12 protein-coding genes and 1 tRNA gene are annotated in these 13,841 nt (G+C 65.1%); 10 read left to right on the plus strand and 3 right to left on the minus strand.

The window, feature by feature from the left end; all coding sequences use genetic code 11:
• Window positions 1-92: 92 nt before the first annotated feature.
• The 10 genes from AC1DKY_RS19035 to AC1DKY_RS19080 all read left to right on the plus strand — a co-directional run bounded on the left by AC1DKY_RS19035 (window position 93) and on the right by AC1DKY_RS19080 (window position 10,756).
• Window positions 93-1,490: an amidohydrolase family protein gene (locus tag AC1DKY_RS19035; RefSeq protein WP_477180031.1), complete on the plus strand. Its 1,398-nt coding sequence runs from the start codon at window positions 93-95 to the stop codon at window positions 1,488-1,490.
• On the plus strand, window positions 1,477-2,619 hold the full coding sequence (locus AC1DKY_RS19040; RefSeq protein WP_441605142.1) for a dipeptidase: 1,143 nt from the start codon (window positions 1,477-1,479) through the stop codon (window positions 2,617-2,619). Before AC1DKY_RS19035 ends, AC1DKY_RS19040 begins: the two co-directional genes overlap by 14 nt.
• A gap of 108 nt (window positions 2,620-2,727) precedes the next feature.
• Entirely contained in the window at window positions 2,728-3,234 is a 507-nt protein-coding gene (locus AC1DKY_RS19045; protein ID WP_441605143.1) for a CinA family protein, read from the plus strand.
• Window positions 3,235-3,356: 122 nt separating this feature from the next.
• On the plus strand, window positions 3,357-4,388 hold the full coding sequence (recA, locus tag AC1DKY_RS19050) for a recombinase RecA (protein WP_441605144.1): 1,032 nt from the start codon (window positions 3,357-3,359) through the stop codon (window positions 4,386-4,388).
• A 116-nt stretch (window positions 4,389-4,504) separates the two neighbouring features.
• Entirely contained in the window at window positions 4,505-4,990 is a 486-nt protein-coding gene (locus tag AC1DKY_RS19055) for a regulatory protein RecX (protein ID WP_441605145.1), read from the plus strand.
• An 81-nt stretch (window positions 4,991-5,071) separates the two neighbouring features.
• The gene (alaS, locus tag AC1DKY_RS19060) at window positions 5,072-7,708 is read left to right on the plus strand and encodes an alanine--tRNA ligase (protein ID WP_441605146.1); all 2,637 of its coding nucleotides are present in this window, start codon (window positions 5,072-5,074) and stop codon (window positions 7,706-7,708) included.
• 260 nt (window positions 7,709-7,968) lie between these two features.
• Window positions 7,969-8,175, plus strand: coding sequence for a carbon storage regulator CsrA (gene csrA, locus AC1DKY_RS19065; RefSeq protein ID WP_046971859.1), 207 nt, complete (start codon window positions 7,969-7,971; stop codon window positions 8,173-8,175).
• Window positions 8,176-8,249: 74 nt separating this feature from the next.
• Window positions 8,250-8,342: transfer RNA gene (locus AC1DKY_RS19070), tRNA-Ser, on the plus strand.
• Between the two features lie 535 nt (window positions 8,343-8,877).
• Window positions 8,878-9,987, plus strand: coding sequence for a YXWGXW repeat-containing protein (locus tag AC1DKY_RS19075; RefSeq protein ID WP_441605147.1), 1,110 nt, complete (start codon window positions 8,878-8,880; stop codon window positions 9,985-9,987).
• Window positions 9,988-10,168: 181 nt separating this feature from the next.
• Window positions 10,169-10,756, plus strand: coding sequence for a hypothetical protein (locus tag AC1DKY_RS19080; RefSeq protein ID WP_441605148.1), 588 nt, complete (start codon window positions 10,169-10,171; stop codon window positions 10,754-10,756).
• A gap of 51 nt (window positions 10,757-10,807) precedes the next feature.
• Here the strand turns inward: AC1DKY_RS19080 and AC1DKY_RS19085 are convergent, their stop codons facing one another.
• The 3 genes from AC1DKY_RS19085 to AC1DKY_RS19095 all read right to left on the minus strand — a co-directional run bounded on the left by AC1DKY_RS19085 (window position 10,808) and on the right by AC1DKY_RS19095 (window position 13,839).
• Window positions 10,808-11,536, minus strand: coding sequence for a UDP-2,3-diacylglucosamine diphosphatase (locus AC1DKY_RS19085; RefSeq protein WP_441605149.1), 729 nt, complete (start codon window positions 11,534-11,536; stop codon window positions 10,808-10,810).
• A 6-nt stretch (window positions 11,537-11,542) separates the two neighbouring features.
• Window positions 11,543-12,232, minus strand: coding sequence for a peptidylprolyl isomerase (locus AC1DKY_RS19090; RefSeq protein ID WP_441605150.1), 690 nt, complete (start codon window positions 12,230-12,232; stop codon window positions 11,543-11,545).
• An 89-nt stretch (window positions 12,233-12,321) separates the two neighbouring features.
• Window positions 12,322-13,839, minus strand: coding sequence for a Ppx/GppA phosphatase family protein (locus tag AC1DKY_RS19095; protein WP_441605151.1), 1,518 nt, complete (start codon window positions 13,837-13,839; stop codon window positions 12,322-12,324).
• Window positions 13,840-13,841 lie beyond the last annotated feature (2 nt).

Below are 13,841 nucleotides of genomic sequence, written 5' to 3' on the forward strand. Positions count from 1 at the left end.
GACGCAGCGCGACTCCTGAGCTTGGCCGGCCGCCGGTGCTTGCCGCGGGCGTCCTTGTGATGGGCGGAATCGGCTGTGTAGGATCGACCGCCATGCATAGACGCCCACGATCCGCGACTTCACTGGTGACAGCGCTGCTGGTCGCGCTGTCTGCGTCCACCGCGTTTGCCGCCGACAAGCAGGCCAAGCCGTCGCCTGCCGATGCGCTGACGCTCTACGCCGGCGCCACCGTCATCGATGGCACGGGAGCGGCGCCACGTGCCGATCAGGACATCCTGGTGCGCGGCGAACGCATCCTGGCGGTGGGGCCGCACGGGTCGCTGGCGGAGGCGAAGGGCGCCGCGGTGAAAACCGTCGACCTGCACGGCCGCTACATGATCCCCGGCCTGATCGACAGCCACGTGCATATGGCCACGCCGCCCGATGCCAAGCGTGCACAGGCCATCCTGCGTCGCAATCTCTACGCCGGCGTGACCGCTGTGCGCGACATGGCAGACGATCTGCGCTCGGTCGGCGAGCTGGCCCGTCAGGCGCGTGCCGGCGAGATTCCCTCGCCCGACATCTACTACGCCGCCGTGATGGCCGGTCCGGAGTTCTTTGCCGATCCACGCGTGGCCGCCGCCAGCTACGGCGTCAAGCCGGGCACGAGCCCATGGATGCAGGCCATCGACGAGAAGACCGATCTGCGCGAAGCGGTGACGCTGGCGCGTGGCACATCGGCGACCGCCCTCAAGGTCTATGCCGACCTTCCGCCCGACCTGGTGAAGGCGATCACGGCTGAGGCGCATCGCCAGCACTTGATGGTGTGGGCGCACAGCGCCGTGTTTCCCACGAGGCCGGTGGATGTGATCGACGCTGGTGTCGACGTGGTCAGCCACGCCTGCTACCAGGCCTATCAGCTCGAACCGGTGATGCTCAAGGCCTATGAGGATCACACGCCGTTCCACGAAAACCTGCTGGCCAAGGACGGCGACGATCCGGTGATGGCCGGTCTTTACCAGGACATGCTCAAGCACGGCACCATCCTCGACGCCACCGGCAGCCTGTTCGTGCGCTACGACGCCGAACGCAAGACGCATCCCGGGCGCAAGCCACTTCGCTGCACCGGACCGACCACCATCCGATTGGTCCGCCAGGCGTGGCAGGCGGGCGTGCCGATCTCGACCGGCACAGACAGCGACCCGGGTTTCAAAGACGTTTGGCCGTCCGTTTACGAGGAGATCTTTTTCCTCACCCACGACGTGGGCATGCCGCCGCTGCAGGCCATTCGTTCCGCGACGCTGATCGGCGCCGAAGCGGCCGGGCAGGCAAACGACATGGGTTCGATCGAGGCAGGCAAGCTGGCGAACTTCGCCGTGTTGTTAGCCGATCCGCTGAAGAACATCGGCAACCTGCGCAGCATCCGAATGACGGTAAAACGCGGCCATGTGTATCCGCGTGCCGACTATCGACCAGTGACCAAGGAAGAAATGGGCAATGACGACGATTGATCGGCGAACCTTCCTGACCGGCCTGAGCTGGGCTGCCGCCGCTTCCATGCTGCCGTGGGATGCGCGCGGCGCAGAGGCACCGCGTGCAACCGCGGCCGATGGCGGCATCATCATCAACGCGCTGGGTGGCCTGGGAGATCCCAATCGCGCGTCCGACGCACTGGTGCCCGAGCTCACCCCGCGCGTGCTGGCCGAAGCGCATGCATCAGGGCTGACGGCGGTCAACATCACCTTGGGTTATGTCTCGGGCCCCGACGATCCATTCGAGGCCAGCGTGCGCGATATCGCCGCCACCGATGCTCTGGTGCGCAAGCACGAGCGCGACGTGCTGAAGATACTCACTGCCGCCGACATTCGCCGCGCCAAGGCCGAGCACAAGATCGGCCTGATTTACGGCTTCCAGAACGGCGCCATGATGGGCAAGGACGCCACACGCGTCGACATCTTTTCGGACCTTGGCGTGCGCGTGTTCCAGCTCACCTATAACCCGGCCAACCAGCTGGGTGATGGCTCGATGGCGAAGGAAAACCGTGGACTGACGCCCTTCGGTCGCGAGGTAGTGGCGCGGCTCAATGCCTGTCATGTGATGGTCGATCTGTCGCACAGCGGCGAGCAGACCTGCCTCGAGGCCGCCCGCGTATCCACCGCGCCGATCTCGATCAATCACACCGGTTGCCGCGCGGTGACCGACCTGCCGCGCAACAAGACCGACGCCGAACTGAAACTGGTGGCGGAGCGGGGCGGCTTCATCGGCATCTATTTCATGCCCTTCGTCAACGCCTCGGGACACGCGCATGCCGAGGACGTGGTCGCCCATATCGACCACGCGGTGAACATCTGCGGCGAAGATCATGTGGGCATTGGCACCGACGGCTCGGTGACCCAGATCGATGATCTGCATGCCTATCAGGCGACGCTGGCCAAAGAGATTGCGCAGCGTCAGGCGGCCGGCATCAGCGCGGCGGGCGAGCGGCCGGATACCTATCCCTTCGTGGTCGATCTGCGCGGGCCGCAACAATTCCACAAACTGGCGCAGCTGCTTGCCCAGAAGGGCTATTCGACGGGGCGCATCGAGAAGATCCTGGGCCTGAATTTCCTGCGCTACGCCGAGTTGGTCTGGGGCAGCTGAGCGCCTCCATCCTCCCGGACGGGCCAGCCCATCGATCCTTGGACTCTTGGCGCGGTGCCCCCATCGCGGTAGAAGAGTCCACTTCCGCCTGTCCCCCCCGGAATCCCCATGAGCTTGTCTGTTCCCACTGATGCCGATCTCTATGCCCTGGCCGAACAGGTGGCCGCTGCGGCCCTCCAGCGGCGCCTGATGCTGGTCACCGCCGAGTCCTGCACCGGCGGCTGGGTCGCCAAGGCGCTCACCGACCTGTCGGGCAGCTCTGCCTGGTTCGACGCGGGTGTGGTCACCTATAGCTATGGGGCGAAGGAGGCCTTGCTCGGCGTCAATCCGCGCACGCTGGAGCGCACTGGCGCGGTCAGCGAGGAAACCGCGCTGGAAATGGTCTCGGGCGCGCTGGCCCGATTTGGCGCCGGCATGGCCGTAGCCGTCACCGGCATTGCCGGACCTACCGGCGGAACTCCGGAGAAACCCGTCGGCACCGTCTGGATCAGCTGGAAACGGCGCGGCGGCTACGCCCACGCCAGCCTCTTCCAGTTCGCCGGCGACCGCGAAGCGGTGCGCCGTCAGACCGTGGCCGCGGCGCTCAATGGCGTCATCAAGGCGCTGACGGACTGAGTCGAAAGCCGGCCACTGGGTCGCTTGACCGGTGTGGGATACTCGTCAGTCACAGATCGCAGCCCGTGAGACAAACCGCGGGCATCATGTCTTCATTCACTGCCACTCCGGGATTCAAGACGATGGATGACAACAAGCGCAAGGCGCTCACTTCCGCCCTCGGCCAGATCGAGAAGCAATTTGGCAAGGGCGCCGTCATGCGCCTGGGCGATCGCGTCGACGACGCCATCGACACCGTGTCCACCGGCTCGCTGGGCCTGGATATCGCGCTGGGCATCGGTGGCCTGCCGCGCGGCCGCGTCGTCGAGATCTACGGTCCGGAGTCCTCGGGCAAGACCACGCTGACCCTGCAGGTCATCGCCAACTGCCAGAAGAACGGCGGCACCGCGGCGTTCGTGGACGCCGAGCACGCGCTCGATCCCACCTACGCCGCCAAGCTGGGCGTCAACGTGGAGGACCTGCTGGTCTCCCAGCCCGACACCGGCGAACAGGCGCTGGAAATCGCCGACATGCTGGTGCGCTCCGGCGCGGTGGACGTGGTGGTGGTCGACTCGGTCGCCGCGCTCACGCCCAAGGCTGAAATCGAAGGCGAAATGGGCGACTCGCACGTCGGCCTGCACGCCCGCCTGATGAGCCAGGCGCTGCGCAAGCTCACCGCCAACATCAAGAAGTCCAACTGCCTGGTGATCTTCATCAACCAGATCCGCATGAAGATCGGCGTGATGTTCGGCAGCCCGGAAACCACCACCGGCGGCAACGCGCTGAAGTTCTACGCCTCGGTGCGCCTGGATATCCGCCGCATCGGCGCGGTGAAGAAGGGCGAAGAGGTGATCGGCTCGGAAACCCGCGTCAAGGTGGTCAAGAACAAGGTGGCGCCGCCGTTCCGACAGGCTGAATTCGAAATCCTTTATGGCGAGGGCACCTCGCGCGAAGGCGAAATCATCGAGCTGGGCGTGGCGCAGAACCTGATCGACAAGTCCGGCGCCTGGTACAGCTACAAGGGCGACCGCATCGGCCAGGGCAAGGAGAACGTGCGCCAGTTCCTGCGCGACAATCCGGCCATTGCCAATGAAGTCGATGCCGAACTGCGCAAGCGTCTGCTGGTGTCGAACGGCACTTCGCCGCTGCCGGCGGTGGAAACCGAGGAAGCCTGATCGGACATCGGGCACCCGCTGGGCCGCGCCCATGCGCGCTTTAGCGGGTACCCGTTCCAGATCAGCCGGGAGGGTGGCGCACGTCGCCCTTCTGATGGCAAGACCATAGGTCACGCATGCCGCGAGAACCCGGTGACAAACCCAAAACCTCAGCCTATGACCGGGCGTTGGGGTTGCTTGCGCGCCGTGAGCATTCCCGGCGTGAGCTGAAGCTCAAGCTGCGGCAGAAGGGCTACGAGGGCGACGAAGCCGGCGAGGCCATCGACCGGCTGGGCGAGCAGCACTACCAGGACGACGAACGATTCGCCGGGTCGCTGGTGCGCAGCAGAGCGTCCCAGGGTTACGGACCCATGCGCGTGCGTGCCGAACTCAAGAGTCACGGTTTGTCCGACGCCCGCATCCGGGCCGTTCTGGACGAAGCAGGCGTGGATTGGGACGCCAACGCCCTGAACGTGCTGCGGCGGCGTTTTGGCGGCAAATCGCCGCCGGATCACGCAGAAAAGGCACGTCGGGCGCAATTCCTCTTGCGCCGGGGCTTTCCCGCCGCCACAGTACGGAGTGTTACCCACGCCGACGTGGACGACGCAGCCGACGACGCCTGACCTCCCCACTGCTGGGACGGGAGAGTGTCGCTTCGGCGGTGCTTCCCGGCGTGACCCATCCGCCAGGTCCTCCCCAGTCGCATGAAAACCGCCGAAATCCGCTCGACCTTCCTCGACTATTTCCGTTCGAAAGGGCACACCATCGTGCCGTCCAGCTCGCTGGTGCCGGCCAGCGATCCGACGCTGCTGTTCACCAACTCGGGCATGGTGCAGTTCAAGAACGTGTTCCTGGGCAGCGAAAAGCTGCCGTACGTGCGCGCCGCCGATGTGCAGCGCTGCCTGCGTGCGGGCGGCAAGCACAACGACCTCGACTCGGTGGGCTATACCGCGCGTCACCACACCTTCTTCGAAATGCTGGGCAACTGGTCGTTCGGCGACTATTTCAAGCGCGATGCCATTGCCTATGCGTGGGAGCTGCTGACCGACGTCCTCAAGCTGTCCAAGGACAAGCTGTGGGTCACCGTCTATCACACTGATGACGAAGCCTTCGACATCTGGAACAAGGAAGTGGGCGTGCCGGCCGAGCGCATCGTGCGCATCGGCGACAACAAAGGCGCGCCTTACGCTTCGGACAATTTCTGGCAGATGGCCGACACCGGTCCCTGCGGTCCGTGCACGGAAATCTTCTACGACCACGGCGAAGACATCGCCGGTGGCCCGCCGGGCTCGCCCGATGAAGACGGCGATCGCTACATCGAGATCTGGAACCTGGTGTTCATGCAGTTCGACCGCGCGCCCGACGGCACGCTGTCGCCGCTGCCGGCGCCGTGCGTCGATACCGGCATGGGCCTGGAACGCCTGGCGGCCGTGCTGCAGCACGTGCATTCCAACTACGAGATCGACCTGTTCCAGCACCTGATCAAGGTCGCTGCCGAACTCACCCGCACCAAGGATCTGGCCAACAAGTCGCTGCGCGTGATCGCCGATCACATCCGCGCGTGCTCGTTCCTGATTGTCGATGGCGTGCTGCCGTCCAATGAAGGTCGTGGTTACGTGCTACGCCGCATCATCCGTCGCGCATTGCGCCACGGCTGGATGCTCGGCGTGCGCGGCGATTTCTTCTGGAAGATGGTGCAGCCGCTGGTCGAGGAAATGGGCGAGGCCTATCCGGAACTGGCGCAAAAGCAGGCCTTCGTGGAAGAAGCGCTGCGCACCGAAGAGCGCCGCTTCGGCGAAACGCTGGAAAACGGCATGCGTCTGTTCGATGCGGTCGCAGTGAAGTCCAACGGCAGCATTCCCGGTGCCGATGCTTTCCGTCTGTACGATACCTACGGTTTCCCGGTCGACCTCACCGCCGACATCGCGCGCGAGCGTGGCCTCACGGTGGACATGGATGGCTTCGAGCAGTCCATGAAGGAACAGCAGGAACGCAGCCGCGAAGGCGGCAAATTTGAAGCCAAGGGCCAGATGCCGGCCGAGCTGGCCAGCCAGCTGCCGCCGACCGCTTTCCTGGGCTACGACGCGCTGATGAGCCAGGGCAGCAAGGTGGTCGGCATCGTGCGCGGCGGCAAGCAGTACGACCAGCTGGGCGAGGGCGAAGAAGCCCTCGTCATGCTCGACCGCACGCCGTTCTACGCCGAGTCCGGCGGCCAGGTGGGCGATACCGGCGTGCTGGTGAACACGACGGGCTCGTTCGCGGTGGCCGACACGCTCAAGATGGGCGGCGTGTTCTTCGGTCATGCCGGCCGTTGGAACGGCAAGCAGGCACTGCGCGTCGGCGACGTGGTCGATGCCAATGTCGACGGCTCGCGCCGTCAGGCCATCGTGCTCAACCACTCGGCCACGCACTTGCTGCACGCAGCGCTGCGCAAGGTATTGGGCGAGCATGTGACGCAGAAGGGTTCGCTGGTCGCCCCCGAGCGCCTGCGTTTTGACTTCTCGCATTTCAAGCCGATGAGCGCGGACGAACTGCGCCAGATCGAGACGCAGGTGAACGCCGAAGTGCGCCGCAACGCGGCCGCCGAAGTGCATCACATGGGCTACAACGAGGCGATCGAGTTCGGCGCGATGGCGCTGTTCGGCGAGAAGTACGGCGACGAAGTGCGCGTGCTCAAGATGGGCGAGTTCTCCACCGAGCTCTGCGGCGGCACGCATGTCGGTCGCACTGGCGACATCGGCCTGTTCAAGATCGTCAGCGAAGCGGGCGTAGCCTCCGGCGTGCGCCGTATCGAAGCTGTTACAGGTGCGGGCGCGTTGGCCTATGTGGCTGATGAGGAGCGTCGCCTGGGCGAGTTTGCGCAGCTGTTGTCCTCCAATGGTGACGATGCTGTGGAGAAGCTGCGCCAGCTGTTCGACAAGCAGAAAAAACTCGAGCGCGAATTGGAGTCGCTGCGCGCCAAGGCTGCCGGTTCGGCGACGGCGGATCTGGCCTCCACGGCGAAGGACGTGGCCGGCATCAAGGTCATCGCCGCGCGCCTGGAAGGCCTGGACGCCAAGGCACTGCGCGACAGCATGGATCAGCTCAAGCAGCAGCTGAACGATTGCGTGGTGCTGCTGGCCGGTGCCGCTGACGGCCGCGTTTCTCTGGTCGCAGGCGTCGGCGGTACGGCGCTGGGTCGGGTCAAGGCCGGCGACGTGGTGGCGCATGTCGCCAGCCAGATCGACGGCAAGGGCGGCGGTCGTCCCGACATGGCCCAGGGCGGTGGCAACGACACTGCCGAATTGCCCGGCATTTTGGAGGGCTTGGCCGACTGGATCGGTCAGCGCCTGGCGTCCTGAGCGGGTCAACCACCGGGAGTCCGTTGCCGTTTACGCATTGCGCTGCCATCGGACGCTCGGCTAGTATCCAAATACTGCTGACACCGATGGTTGCGCCGGTGTCGCTTGACATGGCATCACAGGGGATGCCTCGTCTGTGTAACCGGGAAGGCGGTAGGGCCTTCGGCGGTAGCATCGTCGAAATGTCCAGATGGTGAAGCTCAGGGGTGAGGCATAACCGTCTGTTGGCCTGTGACCAAAGTATTCATGGAGTGGCAAACATGTTGATTCTGACCCGCAGGGTCGGTGAAACCTTGATGATCGGTGACGAGGTGACCGTTACCGTTCTCGGCGTCAAGGGCAACCAGGTGCGCATTGGTATTAATGCGCCGAAGAACGTTGCCGTGCATCGCGAAGAGATCTATCAGCGGATCAAGAACGAGCACGAGCCGGACGGCACAGCCTCCGGCGGCACTGGCGAACACTGACAGGCAAGAAACGCTTTACCTCGAGCGCGCCGGTTAGTATCCTTGCCGGCTCCGCAGAGATGCGGACAAAAAACGGAGAGATGCCCGAGAGGCCGAAGGGGCTCCCCTGCTAAGGGAGTATAGGGTCAAAAGCCTTATCGAGGGTTCGAATCCCTCTCTCTCCGCCAGATACGCAAAAAGCCCCTCGCGGGGCTTTTTGCGTATCTGGCGGAGAGAGGTGGTGGACGAACCCTCCCGGGTTCGACAAATTTGCCTGGAACTAGTTGGACAGCCGCAGGCTGGCCCTGGAGCGCGCAGCGCGGAAGGGTGAGGCCCATGGATGGGCCGAACAATCCCACCCTCCACGCGACCGCGCCCTTCAACGAAGGCAGACGCTTTTTGCGTATCTGGCGGAAAGAGAGTTGTGGACGAACCCTCCAGGGTTCGACAAATTTGTCTGGAACAAATTTGGACAGCCGAAGGTTGGCCCCCGTAGCGCGCAGCGCCATGGATGGGCCAAACCATCCCACCTTCCAGCGACCGCGCCTCGCAACGAAGGTAGAGCTTCTCGCGCAGCCACACCGCTTGAGACTCCCACTCAAGATCGCATTCATCTCCCGTCTCACCTTCTGAACCCTAACGAACCCACCCCTCACCACCGCGTATAACCTCTCACCATCTCCCGCGTTATGGTCAGCAGGTCCCCGCACTGGGAGTGGCGTTATGGAATGGCTCAAACCCCGCCGACGCGCAGCGTCGCAACGCTGCCTATTCCTCGCCGCCCTGGCACTCGCCACGGCAGCCGCCCTCCCACTGAATGCAAACGCCGAAGTCTCGGTCGGCGTCTCCGTCGGCATCGCACCACCACCCCTGCCGATCTACGTGCAACCAGACATTCCCGCACCCGGTTACATCTGGGTGCCGGGCTATTGGGCTTGGGATGGCGACGGCTATTACTGGGTGCCTGGCACCTGGGTCTATCCGCCCTACGTCGGCGCGCTATGGACCCCGGGTTACTGGGGCTGGGGCGGTGGCGTGTACGTGTTCCACCGCGGCTACTGGGGCCCGCACGTGGGCTTCTACGGCGGCATCAACTATGGCTATGGCTACACGGGCGTCGGCTACGCTGGCGGCTATTGGCGAGGCCGCGCGTTCTACTACAACCGGTCGGTGAACCACATCGACAACGTGCACATCACCAACGTTTACAGCCGCACGGTGGTGAACAACAACTTCAATCGGGCCAGTTTCAACGGCGGTCAGGGCGGCATCGCCGCGCGACCTTCATCTCGGGAGTTGGGCTACGCGCATGAGCAACACGTCGCTCCGGTTGCCGCGCAGGAGCAGCAGCGGACGCTGGCGAGCCAGAACCAGGGCATGCGTGCCTCCTTCAACCACGGTGCGCCTGCAGTAGCCGCCACGCCGCGCGCGGGCGCCTTCAATGCGGCGAGCGGAGCGGCTCATGCGCCGGCAGTCCAGGCGGCGCCGGCTGCTGCCCATGCAGCGCGCGTTGCTGCGCCGGCGGCCGCATCGAACAATCCCATGGCGCTGCACTCGGCGGGCTTCGCGCCGCATGGCAGCAGGGGGACGACAGCAGCTGGCGGCGCGCCTGCCTACCATCCATCAGCGACGACGAGCCACGCGGCGTATACGCGTGGGCCTTCCAATCCTCCGGCGGGCTATCACGCAAGCAGTCGCCCCCAGCCGGCCTACGCAGCGCATGCGTCGCCGATGCCGGCCTATCACCCGCAGGCAGCTCGTCCGGTCGCCGCACCGCATCCCCAGGGGCATGCGCCGGCAGGGGCGCCCCATGGTGGGCCGGAACATCGCTGACCGGCCGGCCGCGGGAACAATCTGAAAAACGCCAGCTGCTTCTTTTAGCCGGCGTCCTACGTCGCAAACAGCGAGGAATGATGGCCTCCTGCCCCTAGAATGGCGTGCGGTTCTCCAGGACCGCGAACGGATACGGGAGTAGCCGTTCCACAAAACCATCGAAACAAGGAGAGGGGAGTCGATGTTCAAACGTATCGTATTTGCAGCGCTGCTGGTGGCGTCAGGCAGCGCCATGGCGTCGAAGGATCCGAGCAATATTCCGCTGGTGTGGTCGCCCACGCAGAGCTTCGCGGAATTTGGTGCGGTGGACTTGAACGGCATCGGCAAGGTGAAGGTGCAGTTCAACGGCTTCACCGACGTGCGCAAGAATCCGCCACTGATCGCCGAGAACCATGAGAAGGAACCGGCGCGCCAGGTCACCACGAAGGACAACGTGGCGGCATTCGTTACCGACCACGTGAAAGATACTTTCAGCAAGGCCGGCATCAACGTGGTCGATAGCGGTGGTGACGTGATCGTGTCGGGCGAGATCCGCGACTTCTTCGTCAACGAGACCGAGCAGTACGTGGGCAATGTCACCGTCTACATCACGATGACGAACCAGTCTGGCAAGGTGCTGTGGCAGGGCGTGGCTGGCGGCGGCGCGAACAACTTTGGTCGTTCGTACAAGGCGGACAATTACTACGAGACCTTGTCCAACGCCGTACTGAAGCTCAGCAACAGCATGCTCAACAGCCAGGGTTTCCGGAGCGCGATGCAAGCGCCCTGATGGCGGGAGAGGGACGATCACTCGCCGCGCGCGGCGGGTGATCGTTCGACGTCAGGAGAGTGCGAGTCCCCGCAACTCCACGGCTTCAGGCGAGACACGCAGCACCGAGCCGTGCTCGTACCAGTCGCCCAGCACGATGCGTTCCGCCGTTTGGCCGTCCAGATCGAATCGATGGATGGCGGGGCGATGGGTATGCCCGTGGATCAGCCGCGAGACGCCGGCCTTGCGCATGGTGTCCGCCGTCGCATCGGCATTGACGTCCATGATGGTTTCCATGGTGGCGCCCGTATGCGCCTTGCTGTCGGCACGTGCCTTGGCGGCAAACGCGCGGCGCGCTTCCAGCGGCATCGCCAGGATCTGCGCCTGCCACTCCGGCGTGCGCACCTGCTTGCGTACCGCCTGGTAGGCGAGGTCGTCGGTGCACAACACATCGCCATGCATCAGCAAGGTGGGACGACCATAGAGTTCGTGAACGGTACCGTCTTCGAGCAGCGTCATGCCAGCGCGTTCGGCAAAGGTCTGGCCGAGCAGGAAGTCGCGGTTGCCCACGATGAAATATACGGGCACGCCATGGTCGCGCAGCGCCTTGGTGGCGCGGGCGATGCGGCTGGGGAGTTCGGCATCGTCGTCGTCGCCGATCCACGCTTCGACCAGATCGCCGAGGATATAGACGGCGTCGGCGGAGCGCGCCTCGTCGCTGGCGAGAAAATCTTCGAACAGGCGAGTGATCTGCGGACGGCTATCGTCCAGATGCAGATCCGCGATGAACAGTGTTGCCATGTTGCGTCAGCCCTTCTTGCTGCCTGGCTTCTTGGCCGGCTCGGTGGCGGGCGCGGCGGGCTTGGGCGGGGTGGCCGGAGCGGCGGCCGCTTCTTCGCCAACCACGTTGGCGCTGTCGATCACCACCAGCGGATTGGGCACGTCGCCGGCAAACGGGCCGAGCCCGCGCGTCGGCAGCGCAGCCATCTTGTCGACCACGTCCATGCCCTTGATGACCTTGCCGAACACGGCATAGCCCCAGGTCAGGCCGCTCTGGTTGCCGACGAAATCGAGACGGCGGTTGTCGACCAGGTTGAAGAAGAACTGCGCCGTGCCCGAATTCGGATCGGCGCTGCGCGCCACTGAAACCGTGCCGCGCACATTGGACAGGCCGTTGTCCGCTTCGCTTGGGATCGCCGAGTGGGTCCGCTTGGCCTGCAGGTCGCGCGTATACAGGCCGCCCTGCACCAGATAACCGGGAATGGCGCGGTGGAACACGGTGCCGCTGTAGAAGCCGTCGCGGACGTACTGCAGGAAGTTCGCCACGCTCTTGGGCGACTTGTCGGGGTAGAGCTCCAGCGTGATATCGCCCTGCGAGGTATGCAGCACCACTTCCGGATGCGTGACGGCAGGTGCGGCCACGGCAGGCTTGTTGGCCTGGGCGAGCAGCAGGGACGAGGGCAGCAGCAGGAGCGCGGCGAGCAGGAGTCGGGTCATGGCAGGTCGGGCGGCGTGTGGCATCAGGACATCATACGCGGCGAAGAGGCTCCATGGCCGGGCCGACCGGCGGCCCGTACCAGCAGAGCTCAGGATGGATGGACTTCGAGCAGCAGACCGAGCTCGTTCAACGGAGCCTGTTCCTGGTCCAGGTCGGCCTCGCTCAGCGGATGCTGGTCGATCCAGGCGGCCGGCACGGTGAGGCGCAGGCGCTGCGTGGTGGCCGCCAGCTGCATCTGGGGCAGCGATTCGGCCCGGCGTGCGCGCCGGAACAGCACGCCCAGGCGGAGCAGGGCGGTGATATAGCGCGCCAGCTGCCGGTAGCGCTGCGGCAGCGCCGAGAAGGTGGCCTTGTCCGGCTTGCGGCGGTGCGACTCAACGATGGCCGCAAGGAGTTGCTGCTCCTGTCGCGAGAAACCGGCGAGATCGGCGTTGCGCAAAATATACGCGCCGTGATGGTGATGCTGGCTGTGCGCGATGGCGAGGCCGATTTCGTGCACGCGTGCCGACCACGACAGCCACTCGCGCGCTTCGGCGTCGAGCTTCCAGATGCGTGCGATCTGGTCGAAGAACATCAAGGCCGTCGATTCCACGCGACGCGCCTGCGCGCGATCGACGCCGTAGCGGTTGGCCAGCGCGTCGATGCTCGCCGTGCGCGGATCGCTGCCGCCGGCGCGGCCGAGCAGATCCCACAGCAGGCCTTCGCGCATCGAACTTTCGCAGACGCGCAGGCGCTCGATGCCGAGGGCTTCAAAGGCCGCTTCGAAAATCACCACGCCGCCGGCGATGACGGGAGCGCGATCGTCCGCCAGGCCCGGCAACTTGAGTGTTTCAATCTGACCCTGGGCGAGCAAGGCGTCGCGCAGCTGGGCCAGCGACGCCGGCGTGATGCCGTCATCGGAAAAGCGCATGGTCTGCACCACCGAGCCAATCGCCTTGGCGGTGCCCGACGAGCCGAATGCCTCGACCCAGCCGGACTCGCGGTAATCCTCGGCGAACTGCTGCAGCAACACGCCGATTTCATTGTTGGCGCGCTGCCAGCGCTTGCGGTTGAGCTTGCCGCCAGGAAAGAAGCGCAGGGTCGAGGCAATGCAGCCCGCCTGCACGCTTTCGGTGTGCATGGGCGCGAAGCCACGACCGATGATGAATTCCGTACTGCCGCCGCCCACGTCGATCACCAGTCGGCTTTCGCGCGAAGCGGGCAGGTCGTGCGATGCGCCGAGAAAGATCAGGCGGCCTTCTTCGCGTCCGGAGACGATTTCCACCGGATGGCCCAGCGAGGCCTCGGCGGCGGTGAGGAAAGTTTGCGGCGAGGCGAGCCGGCGCACGGTATTGGTGGCCACCGCACGCACGCGGCTGGACGGCACGCCGGCAATGCGCTGGCCGAAGCGGGCAAGGCAATTGAGCGCCCGGGCGCGATGCTCGGCATCCAGGGTGCCGTCGGCGCGCAGGCCGGCGGCCATGCGCACGGTTTCACGCAGGCGATCGATCACACGGGGCTCGCCGTGTTCCACGCGCGCCACCACCATGTGGTAGCTGTTGGAGCCCATGTCGACGGCAGCGATCAGTTCGCCGTCCTTGATCTGGATCTGATCGCCTTGACTCATGC

It is taken from the genome of Dyella sp. 01N448 (assembly GCF_056399225.1).

Coding starts and splice junctions, on each gene's coding strand:
- AC1DKY_RS19090 (WP_441605150.1), bottom strand. CDS start 12,232: ATGACCCGACTCCTGCTCGCCGCGCTCCTGCTGCTGCCCTCGTCCCTG.
- AC1DKY_RS19085 (WP_441605149.1), bottom strand. CDS start 11,536: ATGGCAACACTGTTCATCGCGGATCTGCATCTGGACGATAGCCGTCCG.
- AC1DKY_RS19080 (WP_441605148.1), top strand. CDS start 10,169: ATGTTCAAACGTATCGTATTTGCAGCGCTGCTGGTGGCGTCAGGCAGC.
- AC1DKY_RS19040 (WP_441605142.1), top strand. CDS start 1,477: ATGACGACGATTGATCGGCGAACCTTCCTGACCGGCCTGAGCTGGGCT.
- AC1DKY_RS19075 (WP_441605147.1), top strand. CDS start 8,878: ATGGAATGGCTCAAACCCCGCCGACGCGCAGCGTCGCAACGCTGCCTA.
- csrA (WP_046971859.1), top strand. CDS start 7,969: ATGTTGATTCTGACCCGCAGGGTCGGTGAAACCTTGATGATCGGTGAC.
- AC1DKY_RS19055 (WP_441605145.1), top strand. CDS start 4,505: ATGCCGCGAGAACCCGGTGACAAACCCAAAACCTCAGCCTATGACCGG.
- AC1DKY_RS19095 (WP_441605151.1), bottom strand. CDS start 13,839: ATGAGTCAAGGCGATCAGATCCAGATCAAGGACGGCGAACTGATCGCT.
- AC1DKY_RS19035 (WP_477180031.1), top strand. CDS start 93: ATGCATAGACGCCCACGATCCGCGACTTCACTGGTGACAGCGCTGCTG.
- alaS (WP_441605146.1), top strand. CDS start 5,072: ATGAAAACCGCCGAAATCCGCTCGACCTTCCTCGACTATTTCCGTTCG.
- recA (WP_441605144.1), top strand. CDS start 3,357: ATGGATGACAACAAGCGCAAGGCGCTCACTTCCGCCCTCGGCCAGATC.
- AC1DKY_RS19045 (WP_441605143.1), top strand. CDS start 2,728: ATGAGCTTGTCTGTTCCCACTGATGCCGATCTCTATGCCCTGGCCGAA.